The sequence below is a fragment of the Streptomyces sp. NPDC051563 genome (assembly GCF_044454225.1).
In the GTDB taxonomy this organism is placed as follows: Bacteria; Actinomycetota; Actinomycetes; order Streptomycetales; family Streptomycetaceae; genus Streptomyces.
In genome coordinates this window covers 54240-74450 of sequence record NZ_JBITDL010000014.1, presented here as the reverse complement: position 1 = coordinate 74450, position 20211 = coordinate 54240, and the positions used below count along the sequence as shown (strand labels likewise).

The window sequence follows — 20211 nt, the reverse complement described above, 5'->3', positions numbered from 1 at the left end:
CAGCCCTCCCACGATAGGTCGTGCCCGTCACCCCTTCTCCAGGTACTGCTCCCGCTCGGTGTCCAGCAGGGCGTCCAGAGCGGTCCGCAGGCCCGGCAGCCGCGCGAGCTCGGGGTCGGCGGCGACCACGCGGGTGGCCTCCTCGCGGGCCTGGGTGATGACCTCCTCGTCCTCGATCACCGCGAGCATCCGCAGGCTGGAGCGGACCCCGGACTGGGCCTGGCCGAGCACATCGCCCTCGCGGCGCTGCTCCAGGTCGATGCGGGAGAGCTCGAAGCCGTCCAGGGTGGCGGCGACGGCCGCGAGCCGGGCGCGGGCGGGGCTGGCCTCGTGCATCTCGCTGACCAGCAGGCACAGCCCGGGGGCGGAGCCGCGGCCGACGCGGCCGCGGAGCTGGTGGAGCTGGGAGACGCCGAAGCGGTCGGCGTCCATGATGACCATGACGGTGGAGTTCGGGACGTTCACCCCGACCTCGATGACGGTGGTGGCGACCAGCACCTTGACCTCGCCGGCGGTGAAGCGGCGCATGACGTCGTCCTTGTCGGCGGGGTCCATCCGCCCGTGCAGCACCTCGACGCAGAGCCCGGCGAGGGGGCCCCGGGTGAGCTGCTCGGCGATCTCCAGGACCGCGAGCGGGGGCCGCCGGTCGCCGTCGTCCTCGGCGGCCGCCTTCTTCCTGGCGGCGGCACCCTTGGCGCCCTTCGCCCCCTTCGCCCCCTTGCCGTTCTCGTCCTCGCCGTCGCCGATGCGCGGGCAGACCACGTACGCCTGGTGGCCGTTCTCCACTTCCTCGCGGACCCGCTCCCAGGCCCGGGCGAGGAAGTGCGGCTTGTCCTTGGCGGGCACCACGTGGGTGGCGATCGGGGAACGGCCGGCGGGGAGCTGGTCGAGTACGGAGGTCTCCAGATCGCCGAAGACGGTCATGGCGACCGTGCGCGGGATCGGGGTGGCGGTCATGACGAGCAGGTGCGGGGGCTGCTTGCCCTTGGAGCGCAGGGCGTCGCGCTGTTCCACGCCGAAGCGGTGCTGCTCGTCGACGACGACCAGGCCGAGGTCGTGGAACTGCACCTTGTCCTCGATCAGCGCGTGCGTGCCGATCACGAGCCCGGCCTCGCCGGTGATCAGGTCGAGCAGTGCCTGACGGCGGGCGGGCACCCCCATCGAGCCGGTGAGCAGGACCACCTTGGTCCCCCGGTCGGAGCCGCCGAGCATGCCGCCCTCGGCGAGCTCGCCCATCATCTCGGTGATGGACCGGTGGTGCTGCTGCGCGAGCACCTCGGTGGGCGCGAGCATGGCGGCCTGTCCGCCGGAGTCGACGACGGCGAGCATGGCCCGCAGCGCGACCATCGTTTTGCCCGAGCCGACCTCGCCCTGGAGGAGGCGGTGCATGGGGTGGTCGGTGGCGAGGTCGTCGAAGATCTCCTTGGAGACGCTTCGCTGGCCTTCGGTGAGGGTGAAGGGGAGCTTGGCGTCGAAGGATTCGAGGAGGCCGCCGGGGGTGGGGCGGCGGGGGACGGCCGGGAGCTGGGAGTCGGCGTGCCGGCGGCGGGCCAGGGCGACCTGGAGGACGAAGGCCTCGTCCCACTTGAGGCGTCCGCGGGCGTCCTCGATGTCGGCCTTGGTGACCGGGCGGTGGATCTTCAGCAGGGCTTCGGTGAGCGGGACCAGGCCGCGGTCCTCGCGCAGGGCGGGCGGCAGCGGGTCGACGACCTCCTGGGCCCTGGGGAGCACCGCGTCCACGCACTTGGCGATCTTCCAGGACTCCAGCTTCGCGCAGGCCGGGTAGATCGGGATGAGCTGGCTCGCGAAGGCGGCGGCCGCGTCCCGGTCGGAGGCGTCCGCGCCGAGGGGCTCGTAGGCGGGGTGGGCGAGCTGGAGCTTGTGGTTGAACATCCCGACCTTGCCCGCGAACATCGCGCGGCTGCCGGGCAGCAGGTCCTTGTGCGGTTTGTGGACGCCGGACCCGAAGAAGACGAGCTGGAGCCGTCCGCTGCCGTCGGTGATGGTGACTTCGAGGCGTTTTCCGCCGCCCCGGCTGCCCTGGTACGTCAGCAGCCGCGCGTCGGCGACCTGGGCGACCACCGTGACGTGTTCGTCGATCTGGTCGGCGAGTTCGGCCAGCGAGGTCAGCTCGCCGCGCTCCGCGTACCGGCGGGGGTAGTGGTGGAGCAGGTCCAGGGCCGTGTGCAGGCCGAGCTGCTCGGCCAGCACCTTCGCGGTGGCGGGGCCGAGGGTCTTCTTGAGGTCTTCGTCGAGCGCGGGCACGTGTTCCATTGCACACCATGGCGCCGACAACCCGGCTATTCCACCCCGATGAGCAGCGGTGCGGACCAGCGGCCGCCCTGGTAGGTGACGGTGTCGACGGCGAGGTGGCCGTGCTGGACGTACGCCTCCAGGCGCCCGGCCAGCTCGGCGGGCGCCTCGGGGCCCAGGACGAGGGTGACCAGTTCGCCGCCGGATCCGAGCATGCGGGCCAGGACGGCCTCCGCGGTCTCGGCCAGGCCCGTGCCGATGACGGCCACGTCGCCGTCGATGAGTCCGAGCACGTCGCCGGCCTGGCAGATGCCGGCCGAGGTGAAGGACTGCCGTTCGGCGACGGCGAGTTCGCCGTAGCGGGTGGCTCCGGCGGCCGCCGTCATGGCGACCACGTCCTCGTCGAAGCTGCCGTCCGGGTCGTGCACGGCGAGTGCGGCCAGGCCCTGGACCTCGGAGCGGGTGGGGATCACGGCGACGCGCACCCCTTCGGCGCGCGCCTGCTGGGCGGCGGCGGCCGCGACCGTGCGCAGTTCGGCGCCGTTCGGGAGCAGGACGACCTCGCGGGCGTGCGCCTCGCGGATGGCGTCGGCCAGTTCGGCGACGGCCGGCGGTTCTCCGGGGCGGGCGAGCAGGGTGGTGGCGCCCGCCTCTCCGCAGAGCCCGGCCAGGCCTTCGCCCTGGACCACGGCGACGACCGCGCGCTGGGAGCGCTCGCCGCGGGCCCGGCGGCGTTCGTCGCCGAAGTGCGTGATGCGGATCCGGTAGGGCCGTCCGGCGACCACCGCGGCTTCCACGGCCGCGCCGGGGTCGTCGACGTGGACGTGGACGTTCCACAGCCCGTCGCCGCCGACCACGACGAGGGAGTCCCCGAGGGCGTCGAGCCGGGTGCGCAGCCGGTCGACCTCCGGCTCGGGGGCCTCCAGCAGGTAGATCACCTCGTAGGCGGGTCCGCCGTGCTCCTCGGCGCAGGGCTCCTGCGGGCGCGGTACGGGCACGGCCCGGCCGCGTACGGGTTCGGGCGCCGGCTCCCGCCCGGACAGGGCCTGCCACAGGGCCCCGAGTACGGCGACCAGTCCGCAGCCCCCGGCGTCGACCACTCCGGCCCGCCCGAGCGCGGCCAGCTGGCCCGGGGTTTCGGCGAGGGCCGCGCGGGCTCCGTCGTAGGCGGCCCCGGCCACGTCGGCGGCGGTCCCGGTGAGTCCGGCGGCGGCTTCGGCGGCCCGGGCGGCGGCGGTGGCGACGGTGAGCATGGTGCCCTCGACCGGGTGTGCGACGGCCCGGTACGCCTCTTCGGCGGCCCGGGTCAGCGCCTGCGCGAGCAGCCGAGCGGGATCGCGTCCGGCGGGCTCGTCGCCGAGCACGTCGGCCACCCCGCGCAGCAGCTGCGCGAGGATCGTGCCGGAGTTGCCCCGGGCGCCTATCAGGGCGCCGTGCGCGAAGGCCCGTACGGCTTCGGGGAGGGTGGCGCCGGCTGTGCCGTCGGTCACTCCGGCGAGGAGGTCCCCGAGCTCGCGGTCGGCCGATTCGGCGGTCAGGTAGAGGTTGGTGCCGGTGTCCGCGTCGGCGACGGGATAGACGTTGATCGCGTCGATGTCCTCACGGGCCCGGCCCAGTGCGGCCAGGGACAGCGAGCTCCAGGTGCGTACCGCTTCGGCGTTCAGGGGGTACGGCTGAGGCTGGTGCGCCACCGGGCGTTCCTCCTTGTGCGGGCCAGGGTTCACCGCAGGGTAACGAAGGACTGCCGGGCGGGCGGGACCCCGGGGCGGGGGCCGCCGTGGACATGGTAGTTTTCTTGGACCGAGGCAGTCGTTGTATGCTGCTCCGGTTGCCCGATGAGAGTCGGGCCATTCCCCCCGGCAAACCACTTCAGATCCCTGATACCGGTGCGCCGGGATTCACTGTAAGTGCATCTGAAGTCTTTGGAGTGACCTGTGGCTGCCAACTGCGACGTTTGCGCCAAGGGGCCGAGCTTCGGCAACAGCATTTCCCACTCGCACCGCCGCACCTCGCGTCGCTGGAACCCGAACATCCAGCGTGTCCGTGCCGTGGTCAATGGGACGCCGAAGCGCCTCAACGCCTGCACCTCGTGCATCAAGGCCGGCAAGGTCTCGCGCTGACGCCTTCCGTCGTAGCGCAGCCCTTTCCGGTTGCTGAGAAGGCCGGTCCACCTGGTGGACCGGCCTCTTGCTTTGCCTGATCGAACATGATCAAACCTGTAGGGCCTGCTCCACCCCGTACCCGTACGGGGTGGAGCAGGCCCTACAGGCGTTCCGGACGTCTCAGGCGGTCCGGACGTTTTAGGCGGTCCAGGTGGTCCGGCGCCACTGCCACGCGTGGTCCACCGGTCCGATGCCCGCGCCCAGGGCGAACCCGGCGGCGATGGCTCCGGTGACGTACGCCTTGGCCCCGGTGACGGCCTCCGGGACGGCGAGGCCCTTGGCCAGGCCCGCGGCGATCGCGCTGGCGAGGGTGCAGCCGGTTCCGTGGGTGTGCCGGTTGCCGTGGCGGGGGGCCCGCAGCCAGCGCTCGTCGGCGCCGTCCGTCAGGAGGTCCACGGCCTCGTGCCCGTGGTCGGCGAGGTGGCCGCCCTTGATCAGCGCCCAGGCGGGCCCGTACGCCAGGACGGCGTCGGCGGCCCGGCGCATGTCGTCCTCGCTCTCCACGACGACTCCGGTGAGCTGGGTCACCTCGTCCAGGTTCGGGGTGGCGACGGTGGCACGGGGCAGCAGTTCTCCCCGTACGGCGTCCAGCGCGCTCGCGGCGAGGAGCGCGTCCCCGTGCTTGGAGACGCCGACCGGGTCCACGACGGCCGGGGCGGCGGTCGCGGCGAGCAGCTCGGCGACGGTCTCCACGAGGGCGGCGGAAGACAGCATTCCCGTCTTCACGGCCTGGACGCCGATATCGTCCACCACGGCCCTGTACTGGCCCTTCACGGCTTCCACGGGCAGTTCCCAGACGCCTTTGACGCCCAGCGAGTTCTGCGCGGTCACGGCGGTCACCACGCTCATCCCGTGGACCCCGAGCGCCAGCATGGTCTTGAGGTCGGCCTGGAGGCCCGCGCCGCCGCCGGAGTCGGATCCGGCGACCGTCAGGCACAGCGGCGGGTGCGGGCGGGACGGGGCGGTGCCGGCCGGACGGGGGGCGCCGGGGGCGTCAGGGGAACCGGGGGAACCGCTCATCGCGCGGTGTCCTCCGCGGCGGTGTCCGCGCCGAAGTGGTCCCATCCGCCGGTGGAGGCCCAGGGCGCGCCGTCGACGGTCACCTGGGGCAGTGCGGAGCGGTTCTGGACCTCGCCGATGACCTTCCAGCGGGCCGGGAGCTTCACGTCCGGCGGGAAGGTGGCGACGATCGCGTGGTCCTCTCCCCCGGTGAGGACCCACTGGAGCGGGTCCACGCCGACGGCCTGCCCGATGTCGTGCATCTGCGTCGGGATGTCGACGGCCGCCGAGCGCAGGTCGATCCGTACCTTGCTGGCCTCGGCGATGTGCCCGAGGTCCGCGATCAGGCCGTCGCTGACGTCGGTCATGGCGGTGGCGCCGAGTCCGGCGGCCGCGGGACCCGCGTGGTAGGGCGGCTCGGGGCGCCGGTGGGCCTCGACGAAGGCGCGCGGCGAGCGGAAGCCACGCGAGAGCACGGCGAAGCCGGCCGCGGACCAGCCGAGCCAGCCGGTCACGGCGACGACGTCGCCGGGCTGGGCGCCGGAGCGGAGCACGGGTTCGTGGTTGCGCAGGTCGCCCAGCGCCGTGATGGCCACGGTGATGACGTCGCCGCGCACCACGTCACCGCCGACCACGGCCGCCCCGGCGACCTGGCATTCGTCGCGGATGCCGTCCATCAGCTCGGTGGGCCAGGTGGCCGGCAGCTCGGCCGGGACGACGAGGCCGAGCAGCAGTGCGGTCGGCACCGCGCCCATGGCGGCGATGTCGGCGAGGTTCTGCGCGGCGGCCTTGCGGCCCACGTCGTAGGCCGTGGACCAGTCGCGCCGGAAGTGCCTGCCCTCCAGCAGGATGTCCGTGCTCGCCACGACCCGGCGGTCGGGGGCCGACACCACCGCGGCGTCGTCGCCCGGGCCGACCCGGACCGCCGGGGTGGTGGTGAGCCGTGAGGTGAGCTCCCGAATGAGCCCGAACTCCCCCAGCTCGCCCACAGTGCCCTTCATCGCTGTGCCCCTTCTTGCCCAGTCCGCTTGCGGTCGCGAGCCGTCACAGCTCTGGGTACCGTCAACAGATACGTCAACTTCTGCTCTCCGTACGCCCCGCTCCGCGCACCACCGGCCCCGCGGGTCTCCCCGCGGCACTCGGCGACGCGGTACCGTGGCGTCCCTTCACCGGGCCCACCCGTCATCCCCGGGCCCACCCGAAGGGTAGGGGAAATGATCCTCGTGGCCGCCCTGGAGGTTCCGTGGTACAGGCGTACATCCTCATCCAGACCGAGGTGGGCAAGGCGTCGTTCGTCGCCGAGTCCATCGCGCAGATCGCGGGGGTGATCCAGGCCGAGGACGTGACCGGCCCATACGACGTGATCGTGCGCGCCCAGGCCGACACCGTGGACGAGCTCGGCCGCATGGTCGTGGCCAAGGTCCAGCAGGTGGAGGGCATCACCCGCACCCTGACCTGTCCGGTCGTCCATCTGTAGCCCCCGTCTACTCTTGGCCGGTGATGTCACGACACCGCCGGCCCTTCTCTCTGCTCGCCGCACTGACCGCGCTGGCCGCCTCGGCGGCCCTCGCGGGCTGTTCCCCGGGTGAATCCGAGGCACGGGTGGATCCGCCGTCCGCTCCGCCCGCCGATGTCGCGGGTCTCTGTGCGGCGCTGCACAAAGAGCTCCCGGGAACGGTCGCCTCGCTGGCCCGGACCCCGGCACTGCCGGAGTCGGACCTGACCGCCGCGTGGGGTGGCTCGGCGATCGTACTGCGGTGCGGCATCCCCAGGCCCGCGAAGATGCTGGACGAGAAGGCGGACGGCGTCGACGTGAACGGTGTCGGCTGGCTCCTGGAGAAGCTGGACGACGGCGGCTTCCGGTTCACCACCGGGAGTCGGCTGGCGTACACGGAGGTCCGGGTCGACAAGGAGCATGCCACGGATGCGGGCATGCTGGTGGGCCTGTCGGCCGCGATCGCGAAGACCGTGCCGGTGGGCGTCGCCTCGTACTGACCCGCGTACCGGGCCTCGTACTGCCTCTCGGGCCGCCTCTCGGACCCGTCCCCGCACCGGCCCTCCCGTACCCGCCCGAGAGGACAGCGGACCGCCCGCCGCGATCCTCTTGCGAGGGGCGGCGGGCGGTCCTCGTCCGCGTACGGAGCTTCGTGCGGGCCTGCTCCGGGGGCTAGCGCAGTCCGGTGGAGCGGCGCAGGGCGGCCTGGATCAGTCGGTCCACCAGCTCCGGGTACTCGATACCCGACTCCTGCCACATGCGCGGGTACATGGAGATCGGGGTGAAGCCCGGCATGGTGTTGATCTCGTTGATGACGAAGGTGCCGTCTTCGGTGAGGAAGAAGTCGGCGCGCACCAGGCCCTCGCAGGACGCGGCGTCGAAGGCCTCCACCGCGAGCCTGCGGACCTCGGCGGTCTGCTCCTCGGTGAGCGGGGCGGGCACGAGTCCGGAGGCGGAGTCGATGTACTTGGCCTCGAAGTCGTAGAAGTCGTGGCTGGAGACCGGCGGGATCTCGGCGGGCACGCTCGCGCGCGGACCGTCCTCGAACTCCAGGACTCCGACCTCGATCTCGCGGCCGCGCAGCAGCGCCTCCACGATGATCTTCGGGTCGTGGCGGCGGGCCTCGCGGATCGCGGCGTCCAGTGCGGAGGGCTCGTCGACCTTGGTGATGCCGATCGAGGATCCGGCGCGGGCGGGCTTGATGAACAGCGGCCAGCCGTGCTCGCCGGCGAACTCCGCGATGCGGGCCAGGGCGCCCTCGCGGTCGTTCTCCCACTCGCGGGGACGGATGGTCACGTACGGGCCCACGCGCAGCCCGAAGGACGTGAAGACCCGCTTCATGTAGTCCTTGTCCTGGCCGACGGCGGAGGCGAGGACGCCCGAGCCGACGTACGGGATGCCGGAGAGCTCCAGGAGGCCCTGGAGGGTGCCGTCCTCGCCGTACGGGCCGTGCAGGACGGGGAAGACCACGTCGACCTCGCCCAGCGCCTTGGGGACGGCGCCCGGCTCGGTGTAGACGACCTCGCGGCTGGCCGGGTCGACGGACAGTACGACGGCGCCGTCCTCGGAGTCGGCGAGCTCCCCGACGTTGGGGAGCTTGCCGCCGGAGATGGCCATCCGGGCCGGCTCGTCGGCGGTCAGCGCCCATCGGCCGTCCGTGGTGATGCCGATGGGCAGCACCTCGTACTTGGAGCGGTCGATGGAGCGCAGGACGGCGCCCGCGGTGACGACCGAGATGGCGTGTTCCGAGCTGCGGCCGCCGAACACGACGGCCACGCGGGGCTTGCGGCCCTGCTGCTCAGGGGTCTGGGGGAGGTTCTCGCTGCTCATATCGCCACGAGGGTACCCGCTCAAGCGTCCGGAAAGCAGTCAGCGCCGTTCCGGTTTGGCGCTGCGTCCCATGAGTTCCTTGAGCGCGACCAGGGTGGGCTTGCCGTGGTGGACGATGTCGACGACCGTGTCGGTGATCGGCATGTCCACTCCGTGGCGGCGGGCCAGATCGGCCACGGACTGGCAGGACTTGACCCCCTCGGCGGTCTGCTTGGTGACCGCGATGGTCTCCTCCAGGGTCATCCCGCGGCCGAGGTTGGTACCGAAGGTGTGGTTCCGGGAGAGCGGCGAGGAGCAGGTGGCGACGAGGTCGCCGAGGCCCGCGAGACCCGAGAAGGTCAGCGGGTCGGCGCCCATCGCCAGGCCCAGGCGGGTGGCTTCGGCGAGGCCGCGGGTGATGAGCGAGCCCTTGGTGTTGTCGCCGAGGCCCATGCCGTCCGCGATGCCGACGGCGAGGCCGATGACGTTCTTGACGGCGCCGCCGAGCTCGCAGCCGATGACGTCGGTGCTCGTGTACGGGCGGAAGTACGGGGTGTGGCAGGCGGCCTGGAGGCGCTGGGCGACGGCTTCGTCGATGCAGGCGACCACGGAGGCGGCGGGCTGCCGGGCGGCGATCTCCCGGGCCAGGTTGGGGCCGGTGACGACGGCGACGCGGTCGGCGGGGACCTTGGCCACCTCCTCGATGACCTCGCTCATCCGCTTGGCGGTGCCGAGTTCGACGCCCTTCATGAGGGAGACGAGCACGGTCTCGGGGGCCAGCAGCGGGACCCAGGCGGCGAGGTTGCCGCGCAGGGTCTGCGAGGGGACGGCGAGGACCGTGAAGTCGGCGCCGGCCGCGGCCTCGGCCGGGTCGTCGGTGGCGCGGATGTTCGCGGGGAGTTCGATGTCGGGGAAGTAGTCCGGGTTGGTCCGGCCGCTGTTGATGGCGTCGACGAGCTCGCGCCGGCGGCCCCACAGGACCACCTCGCAGCCCGCGTCGGCGAGGACCATGGCGAAGGCCGTGCCCCAGGAGCCGGTTCCGAATACGGCTGCCTTCACGGGACGTGTCACTTGTTGCCCTCCCCTGCGGCCTTGCGCCGCTGCTGCGCCCTGGCCTTGCGATGGTCGTACGGCTGCGCGGGCGCACTCTCGCCCCGCAGTTCCTCCAGCAGCCCGGTGATGGCCGCCATGATGACCTCGGTGGCCTCCCTGAGCACGTCCGGGGTGGGTTCCCGGTCGTAGTACGCGGAGAGGTCCACGGGCGGCCCGGCGAGGACCTGGAGGGTCTTGCGCGGGAACAGGTTGACCTTGTTCTCCTTGGCGTAGGGCGGCATCGCGAGATTCGCGCCCCATTGGGCCACCGGAATGACGGGGGCCCTGGTCATCAGCGCCACGCGGGCGGCGCCGGTCTTGCCGGCCATCGGCCACATGTCGGGGTCCCGGGTGAGGGTGCCTTCCGGGTAAAAGGCCACGCATTCGCCGCTCTCGATCGCGGCCACGGCGGCCCGGAATGCGTCCAGGGCGTTGGTGGACTCCCGGTAGACGGGGATCTGGCCGGAGCCGCGCAGGATCGCTCCGACAATGGGGACGTCGAAGAGGGCCGCCTTGCCGAGCAATCGGGGCACCCTGCCGGTGTTGTACTGGAAGTGCGCGTAGGACAGCGGGTCCAGATACGAGTTGTGATTGACGGCGGTGATAAATCCGCCCTCGGCCGGAATGTGTTCCATTCCCCGCCAGTCCCGCCTGAAGAGCACTGTCAGCGGCGGTTTCGCGATGGCCGCCGCAAGGCGGTACCAGAAGCCGATTCTGCGGCGGGACACTCGGACACCTTCCTCTAGGACCGGTGCGCGGCTTGGGCACCCCGGGGCCGGACAAGTGTGGCCCCGGGTCCGGTCTCTGTCGAGAACACCGTACGCCCCGGACACCCGGACCAGGCCCCGGGTCGCCCGGCATGAGGTGACAATGGGGCTCCGCATGACCTGGCCATGACCCGCACATGGCCTGAGCGGCGCGCGAGCGTGCCGGAGGGAAGGGGTCCGTCACGAACGCCGTCTGGAGTCTGGTCGTCCCGCTGAAGCCGCTCTCGGTGGCCAAGAGCCGCCTCGCGGCGGCCGTCGGGGCGTCCCGGCCGGGGCTGGCCCTGGCGTTCGCGCTGGACACCGTGGCGGGGGCGCTGGCCTGTACGGCGGTCGCGGATGTGGTGGTCGTCACGGACGATCCGGCGGCCGGTGCGGAACTGGCGCGGCTGGGGGCCCGGATCGTGCCGGACTCCCCGGCGGCCGGGCTCAACGCGGCGCTGGCCCACGGGGCGCGGGAGATACGGGCGGGCAGGCCCGGGGTGGCGGTGGCCGCGATGAACGCCGATCTGCCGGCGTTGCGGCCACCCGAATTGCAACGCGTGCTCGAAACCGCATCGGCATTTCCCCGGGCATTTCTGGCGGATGCGGCGGGAATCGGGACGACCTTGCTTTCCGCTGCTCCGGACGTGGAATTGGCGCCCTCGTTCGGCGGTCCCTCACGGGCCCGGCATTCGGCCTCGGGCGCGGTGGAAATGACCCTCTCCGGCGTCGAGAGCATCCGCCGGGACGTGGACACCGGGGCGGATCTGCGCACGGCCCTGGCCCTCGGCGTGGGGCGCCATACGGCCCGCTACAGTGCCCGTATGCAGGCGACCGCGTACACGTACGACTCCCAGACCCGCAGCGGCAGCGTGCTGCTGGACGACGGCACTCCGGTGCCCTTCGAGGCCCCGGCGTTCGACGCGGGCGGCCTGCGGCTGCTGCGTCCCGGGCAGCGGGTCCGGATCGAGACGGACGGCGAGGGCGCGGGCCTGCGGATCACGCTGGTCACCCTGCAGACCTTCTGACCCGGGGGCGTTGCCGCCCGCCGGCGGCGCCCGGACGCACCGCGGGCCGGCTTCCCCGCCATGGGGAAACCGGCCCGGCGTGTGTGACTCGTTGCCCTACTTGGTCTTGCGGGCCGTGGTCTTCTTCGCGGTGGCCTTGCGCGTCGCCGTCTTCTTGGCGGGCGCCTTCGTCGCAGCGGTGGCCTTCTTGGCCGCCGGGGCGGTCTTCTTCGCGGTGGCGGTGGTCTTCTTCGCCGTCGCGGCGGCCTTCTTGACCGTGGCCTTCTTGGCCGCGGGGGCGGCCTTCTTCGCCACGGCGGTCTTCGCGACCGTCTTCTTGGCGGTGGCGGTGACCTTCTTGGCCGTGGTCTTCTTCGCGACCGTGGTCTTGGCCGCGGCAGCCGCCTTCTTGGCGGGGGCGGCCTTCTTCGCGGCGGCCTTCTTGACCGTCGCCGAAGCACCACCGGTGAGGCTGCCCTTGGGCGCCTTCTTCACCGATACCTCGCCGCCCTTGGGCAGCTTCTTGGTGCCGCTGACCAGGTCCTTGAAGCCCTGGCCCGCACGGAAGCGGGGAACAGAGGTCTTCTTGACCCGGACGCGCTCACCCGTCTGGGGGTTGCGGGCGTAGCGGGCCGGGCGGTCCACCTTCTCGAACGAGCCGAAGCCCGTGACCGAGACCCGGTCGCCACCGACGGTCGCGCGGACGATGGCGTCCAGTACCGCGTCGACGGCGTCCGCGGCCTGCTGACGGCCGCCCAGCTTGTCGGCAATCGCTTCTACGAGCTGCGCCTTGTTCAACGTCTTCCCCTTCGGAGACTTCGCCAGAACGAATGTGTTCAAGCTTATTTCGCACGTTAGGCGGATATATACCGCAAATCAAACACGAAACGGGCTTATCACCCTAGTGCCGCAACGTTGTAGGCCGTTACGGAGTTCCTTCGCATCAGTCGCCTTCAGGGAATCGACCCTCGTCGAGGTCCTTCATCAACCTGTCCAGGCGCCTTGCCGCGTCGGCGAGATCATGCTTCGCCACGGCGGTGACGACCAACAGCTTCCGGGACAGCGCCATCCTTACGCCCTCCGGGACTTGCAGTGTGCGCACCCTTGTGTGTGCTTCTTTCAATCGGTCGGCGACAAGTCCGTAGAGCTCAAGTTGACTGTCGCGTTCCATGCACAGATTGTGCCATCTGGGGCGAGTTGTCGCCTCACGGGGCCTCAACACACGACTGTGCCCCCTGCCGGACGGCAGGGGGCACAGTGTTGCCTATGTGATCACCCTAAGGCGAATAAGCGCTGATCAGGCTGGAATCACGCCTGAATCGTGCGGGGCTTGTAGGCCGGGCGACCGCATTCGTAGGTGGCGATGTCCGCTTCGTTCTGAAGGGTGAGGGAGATGTCGTCCAGCCCCTCCAGCAGCCGCCAGCGGGCGTTGTCGTCGAGTTCGAACTCGGCTACGACGCCTTCGGCTCGGACCTGGCGGTCGACCAGGTCGACCGTGATCTCGGCGGTGGGGTCGGCCTCGGTCAGCTTCCACAGCTGCTCGACGGTCTCCTGCGGCAGGACCACGGTCAGCAGACCGTTCTTCAGCGAGTTGCCGCGGAAGATGTCGGCGAAGCGGGAGGAGATGACCGTCTTGAAGCCGAAGTTCTGCAGGGCCCAGACGGCGTGCTCGCGGGAGGAACCGGTGCCGAAGTCGGGACCTGCGACCAGGACGGTCGCCCCGGCCCGCTCGGGACGGTTGGTGACGAACTCCGGGTCCTTGCGCCAGGCCTCGAAGAGCCCGTCCTCGAAACCGTCGCGCGTGATCTTCTTCAGCCAGTGGGCCGGGATGATCTGGTCGGTGTCGACGTTGCTGCGGCGCAGCGGGACGGCCCGGCCGGTGTGGGTGGTGAAGGCTTCCATTGCTCTCAGACTCCTGCAGGCGCGGTAGCGGCGGACGACCCAGCCAGGTCGGCGGGCGAGGCCAGATGGCCCAGCACCGCGGTGGCGGCGGCCACCTGCGGGGACACCAGGTGGGTGCGCCCGCCCTTGCCCTGCCGGCCCTCGAAGTTGCGGTTGGAGGTGGAAGCGGAGCGCTCACCGGGGGCCAGTTGGTCGGGGTTCATGCCCAGACACATCGAGCAGCCCGCGTGCCGCCATTCGGCGCCGGCCTCCTTGAAGACCTTGTCCAGGCCCTCCGACACCGCCTGCAGGGCGACGCGGACCGAGCCCGGGACGACCAGCATCCGTACGCCCTCGGCGACTTTGCGGCCCTCGATGATCCCGGCGACGGCGCGCAGGTCCTCGATGCGGCCGTTGGTGCAGGAACCTACGAAGACGGTGTCGACCTCGATGTCGCGCAGCGGCTGTCCGGCGGTCAACCCCATGTACTCCAGGGCCTTTTCGGCGGCGTTGCGCTCCGAGGCGTCCTCGTACGAAGCCGGGTCGGGGACGTTCGCCGACAGGGGCGCGCCCTGGCCGGGGTTGGTGCCCCAGGTGACGAACGGCGACAGCGAGGCTCCGTCGATGACGACCTCGGCGTCGAAGACGGCGTCGTCGTCGGTGCGCAGGGTCTTCCAGTACGCGACCGCCGCGTCCCAGTCCCCGCCCGTCGGGGCGTGGTCGCGGCCCTCGAGGTAGTCGAAGGTGGTCTGGTCGGGGGCGATCATGCCCGCGCGGGCGCCGGCCTCGATCGACATGTTGCAGATGGTCATGCGGGCTTCCATCGACAGCTGCTCGACGGCCTCGCCGCGGTACTCCAGGATGTATCCCTGGCCGCCGCCGGTGCCGATCTTGGCGATGATCGCCAGGATCAGGTCCTTGGCGGTGACGCCGTCGGCCAGCGCTCCGGTGACGGTGATCGCCATCGTCTTGGGGCGGGCCAGCGGCAGCGTCTGGGTCGCCAGCACGTGCTCGACCTGGCTGGTGCCGATGCCGAACGCCAGCGCGCCGAAGGCGCCGTGCGTGGAGGTGTGCGAGTCACCGCAGACCACCGTGGTGCCCGGCTGGGTCAGGCCCAGCTGCGGTCCCACGACGTGGACGACACCCTGCTCGACGTCGCCCAGCGAGTGCAGGCGCACACCGAACTCGGCGCAGTTCGACCGCAGCGTCTCCAGCTGGGCCCGGGAGACCGGGTCCGCGATCGGCTTGTCGATGTCGATGGTGGGGGTGTTGTGGTCCTCGGTGGCGATGGTGAGGTCGAGGCGCCGGACCTTGCGGCCGGCCTGGCGCAGCCCTTCGAAGGCCTGCGGGCTGGTCACCTCGTGCAGCAGGTGCAGATCGATGAAGAGGAGATCGGGCTCGCCTTCGGCGCGCCGGACGACATGGTCGTCCCAGACCTTCTCCGCGAGTGTCCTACCCATCGCTTTCCCTCCGGCCGGCCGGTTGTGCCGGCGCTTGATAGAGATCTTGTGCGCCTGATCGTCCGTACCCCACGTCCCGGACGACGGCTCGGACCCAGTGGTTCGTGGACCCGCACATACAGACTCGCTGGTTCTTGGAAAAATTGAACTTGCGTTTCACAGTGTGAGACGCGAATATCGTTTCATGGACAACTCTAGCGGCGTCGGCGTTCTCGACAAGGCAGCTCTGGTATTGAGCGCACTGGAGTCCGGTCCGGCCACCCTCGCCGGGCTGGTCGCGGCGACAGGGCTCGCACGACCCACGGCACATCGCCTTGCCGTGGCACTGGAACACCACCGGATGGTGGCGAGGGACATGCAGGGCCGGTTCATCCTCGGACCGCGGCTGGCGGAGCTCGCCGCCGCGGCCGGCGAGGACCGCCTGCTGGCCACGGCCGGACCGGTGCTCACCCACCTCCGGGACGTGACGGGAGAGAGCGCGCAGCTCTACCGGCGTCAGGGCGACATGCGCATCTGCGTGGCGGCCGCCGAGCGGCTGTCGGGCCTGCGGGACACCGTCCCGGTGGGCTCCACGCTCCCGATGAAGGCCGGCTCGGCAGCGCAGATCCTGATGGCCTGGGAGGAGCCCGAGCGGCTCCACCGGGGCCTGCAGGGCGCACGCTTCACGGCGACGGCGCTCTCGGGCGTACGGCGTCGCGGCTGGGCGCAGTCGATCGGCGAGCGGGAGCCCGGCGTGGCCTCCGTCTCGGCACCGGTGCGCGGCCCCTCGAACCGCGTGGTGGCCTCCGTATCGGTCTCCGGGCCGATCGAGCGCCTGACCCGCCACCCGGGGCGCATGCACGCCCAGGCCGTCATCGACGCGGCCGCCCGCCTGACCGAGGCCCTGCGCCGCTCCAGCTGAACACCCTTGCCGTCACTTGCCCCACTTACCCCCGGGCCCGGGGGCGCGTGAGACGCCGCACACGTCCACACACGCGCCGCCGGGCCCGTACTCATCGGGCCGACGGCTCCAGCTGTCCGGAAACGACGAAGAGGCCCTCCGCGATGAACGCGGAGGGCCTCTTCTGTGCGTACCCCCGACCGGATTCGAACCGGCGCTACCGCCTTGAGAGGGCGGCGTGCTAGGCCGCTACACAACGGGGGCTAGCTGTTACTGCGGTACTGCGCTGGGCTACCAGGACTCGAACCTAGAATAAGAGAACCAGAAACTCTCGTGTTGCCAATTACACTATAGCCCAAAGGTCTAGACCAGCTAGACACCGTACCCCCGACCGGATTCGAACCGGCGCTACCGCCTTGAGAGGGCGGCGTGCTAGGCCGCTACACAACGGGGGCCCTAGCGATCCTGCATCAAAAAATCCGGGTGCGACCCTGGAAATCTCACGGGAAGGATCTGTACCCCCGACCGGATTCGAACCGGCGCTACCGCCTTGAGAGGGCGGCGTGCTAGGCCGCTACACAACGGGGGCAAGCACTGCGTCACTACGGAACTGCGCTGGGCTACCAGGACTCGAACCTAGAATAAGGGAACCAGAAACCCTCGTGTTGCCAATTACACTATAGCCCACCAAAACTCAAGACCCTGAGGGGCTTTCGTTCGGTTAGCGCCTCCGGCCCGGCCTTTCGGCCCGCTCGGGCGGCGCAGAAAGAACATTACCGGATGCCTGACCGTGCTCCAAAACGGGTATCCCCGGCCAGCACCTGCGGGAGCCGGTCCAGTCCGGTGATCCGGTGCACGCCCTCGGGTCCGGAGCCGCGCGATCCGTCGCGGTCGAGCCACACGGCCGTCAGCCCCGCGTCACGGGCGCCGCGCGCGTCGATCTCGGGCTGGTCCCCCACGTAGACCACCTCCCCCGGCTCCAGTCCCATCTCGGCGCACGCGGCGAGGAAGGCACCGGCCTCGGGCTTGCTGACGCCCAGCTCGACGGCGCAGACCAGCACCTCGAAGCGGTCGCGCAGGCCGAGCCGGCGCAGCTTGGGGTCCTGGTTGGCCACGGAGGAGTTGGAGAGCACCCCGTGGCGGTAGCCCGCGGCCAGGGCGTCCAGGGCGGGCACCACGTCGGGGAACAGCTCCCAGGCGGCCGTGTAGTGCTCCACGTACCGCCCGAACCAGTCGTCGGCCTGCGCGTCCGACAGCGCGGGCTGCCCGAGGTACTCCCGCACCCGGTCCCGGCGCTGCCCCTGGAAGGTCCCCACCCCGGCCGCGAACCGTTCCCAGTGCCGGTCGGTGATCCGCCGCCACAGCGCGAGCGCCTCGGCCGGGGTCCCGTACCGCTCGGCGAGCCCCTCGGCGGCCAGGTGCGCCGCGAGCCCGGCCCGGTCGGCCCGGGTGTAGTCGAAAAGGGTGTCGTCGATGTCCCAGAGCACCGCACGGATCGCCATGCGGCCGACCCTACGCGCAACGCCGCGGGGGCGGCGGCCGTTCGCTGATGCAGCGGCCGGCCGCCGCCCCTGGGGGCGGTGCGGGTGGTGCTTACGCGGCGGCGAGCTTGGCCAGGGTCGCGTCGATGCGGGACAGGGAACGGTCCTTGCCCAGGATCTCGAGCGACTCGAAGAGCGGCAGGCCGATCGTGCGGCCGGTGACGGCCACCCGGACCGGGGCCTGGGCCTTGCCGAGCTTGAGGCCGTGGGCCTCGCCGGCGGTCAGAACGGCCTGCTTGAGGGACTCGGGGTCCGACCAGTCGGCGGCGGCGAGGTTCTCGCGGGCCGTCGTCAGCAGGGCCGCCGGGTCGCCCTTCATCGCCTTGTCCCACGAGGCCTGGTCCTCGACCGGCTCCTTCAGGAACAGGAAGTCGACGTTGGCCGTGATGTCGGAGAGGACCGTGAGACGGGTCTGGGCGTACGGCGCGATGCGCTCCCAGGCGGCGGTGTCGAAGTCCTCGGGCGCCCAGTTGGCGTGCGGGGCCTGGAGCCACGGGGCGCAGCGGTCCGCGAAGACCTTCGGGTCGAGCAGCCGGATGTGGTCGGCGTTGATCGACTCGGCCTTCTTGAGGTCGAAGCGCGCCGGGTTGGCGTTGACGTCCGGGATGTCGAACTTCTCCACCATCTCCTCGATCGAGAAGATGTCCTGGTCCTTGGAGAAGGACCAGCCCAGCAGCGAGAGGTAGTTCAGCAGGCCCTCGGGGAGGAAGCCCCGCTCGCGGTACAGGTTGAGCGAGGCCTCGGGGTCGCGCTTGGAGAGCTTCTTGTTGCCCTCGCCCATCACGTACGGCAGGTGGCCGAAGGCCGGCACCGCCTTGGCGATGCCGAGCTCGATCAGGGCCCCGTAGAGCGCGATCTGGCGCGGGGTGGAGGAGAGCAGGTCCTCGCCGCGCAGGACGTGGGTGATCTCCATCAGCGCGTCGTCGACCGGGTTGACGAGCGTGTAGAGCGGGGCGCCGTTGGCCCGGACGATGCCGAAGTCCGGCACGTTGTCGGGGGTGAAGGTCAGCTCGCCGCGGACCAGGTCCGTGAAGGTGATCGGCTCGTCGGGCATCCGGAAGCGGACGATCGAGGTGCGGCCCTCGGCCTCGTACGCGGCCTTCTGCTCGTCCGAGAGCTCGCGGCAGGTGCCGTCGTAGCCCGACGGCCTGCCGGCGGCGCGGGCCGCGTCGCGGCGGGCGTCCAGCTCCTCGGTGGTGCAGTAGCAGTGGTAGGCGTAGCCGCCGCCCTGGAGCTTCTGCGCGACGTCCTTGTAGATGTCCATGCGCTCGGACTGGCGGTACGGGGCGTGCGGGCCGCCGACCTCGGGACCCTCGTCCCAGGTGAAGCCGAGCCAGCGCAGCGAGTCGAGCAGCTGGCCGTAGGACTCCTCGGAGTCGCGGGCCGCGTCGGTGTCCTCGATGCGGAAGACGAACGTACCGCCGTGGTGGCGGGCGAACGCCCAGTTGAAGAGGGCCGTGCGGACCAGACCCACGTGGGGGTTGCCGGTCGGGGACGGACAGAAACGTACGCGGGGGGTCGCGTTAGCCACGCTTGATCACCTTGTTGGTGAGAGTGCCGATGCCTTCGATGGTGACGGCGACCTCGTCGCCGACGTTCAGGGGGCCGACTCCGGCCGGGGTCCCCGTGAGGATGACGTCGCCCGGGAGCAGCGTCATGGCCTCGGTGATGTGCACGATGAGGTCCTCGATGGAGCGGACCATCTCGCTGGTGCGGCCGAGCTGGCGCTGTTCGCCGTTGACGGTGCACTGGATGGTCAGGTCGCTCGGGTCCAGATCGGTCTCGATCCACGGGCCGAGGGGGCAGGAGCTGTCGAAGCCCTTGGCGCGCGCCCACTGCTTCTCGCGCTGCTGGACGTCGCGCGCGGTGACGTCGTTGGCGCAGGTGTAGCCGAGGATGACGTCCTTGACGCGCTCGCGCGGGACCTCGCGGCACATGCGGCCGATGACCACGGCGAGCTCCGCCTCGTGGTGCAGGTCCTGGGAGAAGGACGGGTACGCGATCGGGTCGCCCGGGCCGACCACCGAGGTGGAGGGCTTGAAGAAGGTGATGGGGGCGTCCGGGACCTCGTTTCCGAGCTCCGCCGCGTGCTCCGCGTAGTTGCGGCCGATGGCCACGACCTTGTTCGGGAGCACGGGCGGCAGCAGCCGGACCTTGCTCAGCGGGACCTTCGTGCCCGAGAGCTCGAAGTCCGCGAACGGGATGCCCTTGATGATGTCGAGGACGAGCTCACCTTCGGACGCTCCGAGGGCAGTGCTGCCCTCGACCGCGCCGAACGCGACATTGCCGTCGATCGAGAACCTGGCGATGCGCACGTGTTGCGTCTGCCCCTCTGTATTTCCGCTGGCTGGAGTCTGCGGACTCCAGGCTAACGCGGTGGGGGCCGACGCTTCGCGCGGCTTTCGCCGGACACTCCCGCTTACTGGGCGGCGGTGACCGGTGCGTCCATGAGGATGGTGCGGCGCGGGTTCGCGGTCTGGCCCGGCAGCTCGACGGTGTGCTCCGGGACCGGCGCGGTCTGCAGCTCCTCGGCGTCCTTGAGGTGCGCGAGGGTGGTGCGGCGCGGGTTGGCTATGTTGCGGAACATCATCGTCGTCTTCATCGGAGTGCGAAGCCCTCGGCTCACTAGGTCGGATGGTGGCGGCGGGCGCCGCCGGGATGCCTTCGGAGTGCCGCTTGTCGCTCGCGGCAAGCCTGTAAAGCTCAAGGCTAAACATCTGAATCCCCCGTCGAACCGGGAAGTAATGGCCATGGCTATGTGAGTTTGCTCACCACTGACCAGGCATTACGGGCATTACGGTCAGTCAATTCCGCCCCACAAAGCGGACATTGTGCCACTGAATGCGTTATTCCGCTCCCGATCATCGCGACTGGGACAGCTGGCCA

19 protein-coding genes, 5 tRNA genes and 1 pseudogene are annotated in these 20211 nt (G+C 70.9%); 5 read left to right on the top strand and 20 right to left on the bottom strand.

Annotation, left to right across the window (positions count from 1 at the left end; all coding sequences use genetic code 11):
* Nucleotides 1-27: 27 nt before the first annotated feature.
* Together recG and ACIA8F_RS18245 are read right to left on the bottom strand one after the other, a co-directional pair.
* Nucleotides 28-2274 carry an ATP-dependent DNA helicase RecG gene (recG, locus tag ACIA8F_RS18250; RefSeq protein WP_399379867.1) on the bottom strand — a complete coding sequence of 749 codons (2247 nt, stop codon included), beginning with the start codon at nucleotides 2272-2274 and terminating at the stop codon, nucleotides 28-30.
* A 26-nt stretch (nucleotides 2275-2300) separates the two neighbouring features.
* Nucleotides 2301-3944, bottom strand: coding sequence for a DAK2 domain-containing protein (locus ACIA8F_RS18245; protein ID WP_399379865.1), 1644 nt, complete (start codon nucleotides 3942-3944; stop codon nucleotides 2301-2303).
* 243 nt (nucleotides 3945-4187) lie between these two features.
* On the opposite strand from ACIA8F_RS18245, the gene rpmB reads away from it, so the two are divergent.
* Complete coding sequence (gene rpmB, locus ACIA8F_RS18240; RefSeq protein ID WP_073911113.1) at nucleotides 4188-4373, top strand: 50S ribosomal protein L28; 186 nt, start codon at nucleotides 4188-4190, stop codon at nucleotides 4371-4373.
* Between the two features lie 180 nt (nucleotides 4374-4553).
* Here the strand turns inward: rpmB and thiD are convergent, their stop codons facing one another.
* Complete coding sequence (gene thiD / locus ACIA8F_RS18235) at nucleotides 4554-5435, bottom strand: bifunctional hydroxymethylpyrimidine kinase/phosphomethylpyrimidine kinase (protein ID WP_399379864.1); 882 nt, start codon at nucleotides 5433-5435, stop codon at nucleotides 4554-4556.
* Nucleotides 5432-6415 (bottom strand): thiamine-phosphate kinase, encoded by a 984-nt coding sequence (locus tag ACIA8F_RS18230; RefSeq protein ID WP_399379862.1) that lies wholly within the window; start codon nucleotides 6413-6415, stop codon nucleotides 5432-5434. The genes thiD and ACIA8F_RS18230 overlap by 4 nt, the downstream gene beginning before the upstream one ends.
* 242 nt (nucleotides 6416-6657) lie before the next feature.
* Here ACIA8F_RS18230 and ACIA8F_RS18225 point away from each other — a divergent pair, with 242 nt between their 5' ends.
* Both ACIA8F_RS18225 and ACIA8F_RS18220 read left to right on the top strand, forming a co-directional pair.
* A complete protein-coding gene (locus ACIA8F_RS18225; RefSeq protein ID WP_214947835.1) occupies nucleotides 6658-6891 on the top strand; it encodes an Lrp/AsnC ligand binding domain-containing protein in 234 nt (77 codons plus the stop codon).
* Nucleotides 6892-6914: 23 nt separating this feature from the next.
* On the top strand, nucleotides 6915-7409 hold the full coding sequence (locus tag ACIA8F_RS18220) for a DUF3515 domain-containing protein (protein WP_399379861.1): 495 nt from the start codon (nucleotides 6915-6917) through the stop codon (nucleotides 7407-7409).
* A gap of 172 nt (nucleotides 7410-7581) precedes the next feature.
* Here ACIA8F_RS18220 and ACIA8F_RS18215 read toward each other — a convergent pair whose 3' ends face one another.
* Genes ACIA8F_RS18215 through ACIA8F_RS18205 form a run of 3 tightly spaced genes read right to left on the bottom strand, consistent with a single transcriptional unit; the run spans nucleotide 7582 to nucleotide 10538 of the window.
* On the bottom strand, nucleotides 7582-8739 hold the full coding sequence (locus ACIA8F_RS18215; protein ID WP_399379860.1) for a D-alanine--D-alanine ligase family protein: 1158 nt from the start codon (nucleotides 8737-8739) through the stop codon (nucleotides 7582-7584).
* A gap of 39 nt (nucleotides 8740-8778) precedes the next feature.
* A complete protein-coding gene (locus tag ACIA8F_RS18210) occupies nucleotides 8779-9789 on the bottom strand; it encodes an NAD(P)H-dependent glycerol-3-phosphate dehydrogenase (protein WP_399379858.1) in 1011 nt (336 codons plus the stop codon).
* Nucleotides 9786-10538, bottom strand: coding sequence for a lysophospholipid acyltransferase family protein (locus ACIA8F_RS18205; RefSeq protein ID WP_399379856.1), 753 nt, complete (start codon nucleotides 10536-10538; stop codon nucleotides 9786-9788). The genes ACIA8F_RS18210 and ACIA8F_RS18205 overlap by 4 nt, the downstream gene beginning before the upstream one ends.
* A 239-nt stretch (nucleotides 10539-10777) precedes the next feature.
* Here ACIA8F_RS18205 and cofC point away from each other — a divergent pair.
* A pseudogene (gene cofC, locus ACIA8F_RS18200) lies at nucleotides 10778-11377 on the top strand (2-phospho-L-lactate guanylyltransferase); the annotation flags it as partial.
* Nucleotides 11378-11680: 303 nt separating this feature from the next.
* Here the strand turns inward: cofC and ACIA8F_RS18195 are convergent.
* The 4 genes from ACIA8F_RS18195 to leuC all read right to left on the bottom strand — a co-directional run bounded on the left by ACIA8F_RS18195 (nucleotide 11681) and on the right by leuC (nucleotide 14904).
* The gene (locus ACIA8F_RS18195) at nucleotides 11681-12361 is read right to left on the bottom strand and encodes an HU family DNA-binding protein (protein WP_266881319.1); all 681 of its coding nucleotides are present in this window, start codon (nucleotides 12359-12361) and stop codon (nucleotides 11681-11683) included.
* Between the two features lie 145 nt (nucleotides 12362-12506).
* Nucleotides 12507-12734, bottom strand: coding sequence for a hypothetical protein (locus ACIA8F_RS18190; protein ID WP_243337737.1), 228 nt, complete (start codon nucleotides 12732-12734; stop codon nucleotides 12507-12509).
* Nucleotides 12735-12871: 137 nt separating this feature from the next.
* A complete protein-coding gene (gene leuD / locus ACIA8F_RS18185) occupies nucleotides 12872-13465 on the bottom strand; it encodes a 3-isopropylmalate dehydratase small subunit (protein WP_399379852.1) in 594 nt (197 codons plus the stop codon).
* 5 nt (nucleotides 13466-13470) lie between these two features.
* On the bottom strand, nucleotides 13471-14904 hold the full coding sequence (gene leuC / locus ACIA8F_RS18180; protein WP_399379849.1) for a 3-isopropylmalate dehydratase large subunit: 1434 nt from the start codon (nucleotides 14902-14904) through the stop codon (nucleotides 13471-13473).
* Nucleotides 14905-15088: 184 nt separating this feature from the next.
* Here leuC and ndgR point away from each other — a divergent pair, with 184 nt between their 5' ends.
* Complete coding sequence (ndgR, locus tag ACIA8F_RS18175; RefSeq protein ID WP_112450208.1) at nucleotides 15089-15805, top strand: IclR family transcriptional regulator NdgR; 717 nt, start codon at nucleotides 15089-15091, stop codon at nucleotides 15803-15805.
* A gap of 170 nt (nucleotides 15806-15975) precedes the next feature.
* Here the strand turns inward: ndgR and ACIA8F_RS18170 are convergent.
* From ACIA8F_RS18170 to ACIA8F_RS18130, 9 genes are all read right to left on the bottom strand, one after another.
* Nucleotides 15976-16048: transfer RNA gene (locus ACIA8F_RS18170), tRNA-Glu, on the bottom strand.
* 22 nt (nucleotides 16049-16070) lie between these two features.
* A tRNA-Gln gene (locus ACIA8F_RS18165) sits at nucleotides 16071-16142 on the bottom strand.
* Nucleotides 16143-16166: 24 nt separating this feature from the next.
* Nucleotides 16167-16239 (bottom strand) — tRNA-Glu (locus tag ACIA8F_RS18160).
* A 61-nt stretch (nucleotides 16240-16300) separates the two neighbouring features.
* A tRNA-Glu gene (locus ACIA8F_RS18155) sits at nucleotides 16301-16373 on the bottom strand.
* A 26-nt stretch (nucleotides 16374-16399) separates the two neighbouring features.
* Nucleotides 16400-16471: transfer RNA gene (locus tag ACIA8F_RS18150), tRNA-Gln, on the bottom strand.
* Nucleotides 16472-16557: 86 nt separating this feature from the next.
* Nucleotides 16558-17286 carry an HAD family hydrolase gene (locus ACIA8F_RS18145; protein ID WP_399379847.1) on the bottom strand — a complete coding sequence of 243 codons (729 nt, stop codon included), beginning with the start codon at nucleotides 17284-17286 and terminating at the stop codon, nucleotides 16558-16560.
* A gap of 91 nt (nucleotides 17287-17377) precedes the next feature.
* Nucleotides 17378-18856, bottom strand: a complete 1479-nt coding sequence (gltX, locus tag ACIA8F_RS18140) for a glutamate--tRNA ligase (RefSeq protein ID WP_399379844.1) — start codon at nucleotides 18854-18856, stop codon at nucleotides 17378-17380.
* Nucleotides 18849-19640, bottom strand: a complete 792-nt coding sequence (locus ACIA8F_RS18135) for a fumarylacetoacetate hydrolase family protein (RefSeq protein ID WP_399379843.1) — start codon at nucleotides 19638-19640, stop codon at nucleotides 18849-18851. Before ACIA8F_RS18135 ends, gltX begins: the two co-directional genes overlap by 8 nt.
* Before the next feature lie 104 nt (nucleotides 19641-19744).
* The gene (locus ACIA8F_RS18130) at nucleotides 19745-19927 is read right to left on the bottom strand and encodes a hypothetical protein (protein ID WP_399379842.1); all 183 of its coding nucleotides are present in this window, start codon (nucleotides 19925-19927) and stop codon (nucleotides 19745-19747) included.
* Nucleotides 19928-20211 lie beyond the last annotated feature (284 nt).

What these genes read in the sequence shown, in the direction of transcription:
- recG (WP_399379867.1), bottom strand. Translation starts at nt 2,274, where the DNA reads ATGGAACACGTGCCCGCGCTCGACGAAGACCTCAAGAAGACCCTCGGC.
- ACIA8F_RS18130 (WP_399379842.1), bottom strand. Translation starts at nt 19,927, where the DNA reads ATGAAGACGACGATGATGTTCCGCAACATAGCCAACCCGCGCCGCACC.
- ACIA8F_RS18230 (WP_399379862.1), bottom strand. Translation starts at nt 6,415, where the DNA reads ATGAAGGGCACTGTGGGCGAGCTGGGGGAGTTCGGGCTCATTCGGGAG.
- ACIA8F_RS18220 (WP_399379861.1), top strand. Translation starts at nt 6,915, where the DNA reads ATGTCACGACACCGCCGGCCCTTCTCTCTGCTCGCCGCACTGACCGCG.
- ndgR (WP_112450208.1), top strand. Translation starts at nt 15,089, where the DNA reads ATGGACAACTCTAGCGGCGTCGGCGTTCTCGACAAGGCAGCTCTGGTA.
- ACIA8F_RS18215 (WP_399379860.1), bottom strand. Translation starts at nt 8,739, where the DNA reads ATGAGCAGCGAGAACCTCCCCCAGACCCCTGAGCAGCAGGGCCGCAAG.
- ACIA8F_RS18145 (WP_399379847.1), bottom strand. Translation starts at nt 17,286, where the DNA reads ATGGCGATCCGTGCGGTGCTCTGGGACATCGACGACACCCTTTTCGAC.
- thiD (WP_399379864.1), bottom strand. Translation starts at nt 5,435, where the DNA reads ATGAGCGGTTCCCCCGGTTCCCCTGACGCCCCCGGCGCCCCCCGTCCG.
- leuC (WP_399379849.1), bottom strand. Translation starts at nt 14,904, where the DNA reads ATGGGTAGGACACTCGCGGAGAAGGTCTGGGACGACCATGTCGTCCGG.
- leuD (WP_399379852.1), bottom strand. Translation starts at nt 13,465, where the DNA reads ATGGAAGCCTTCACCACCCACACCGGCCGGGCCGTCCCGCTGCGCCGC.
- ACIA8F_RS18190 (WP_243337737.1), bottom strand. Translation starts at nt 12,734, where the DNA reads ATGGAACGCGACAGTCAACTTGAGCTCTACGGACTTGTCGCCGACCGA.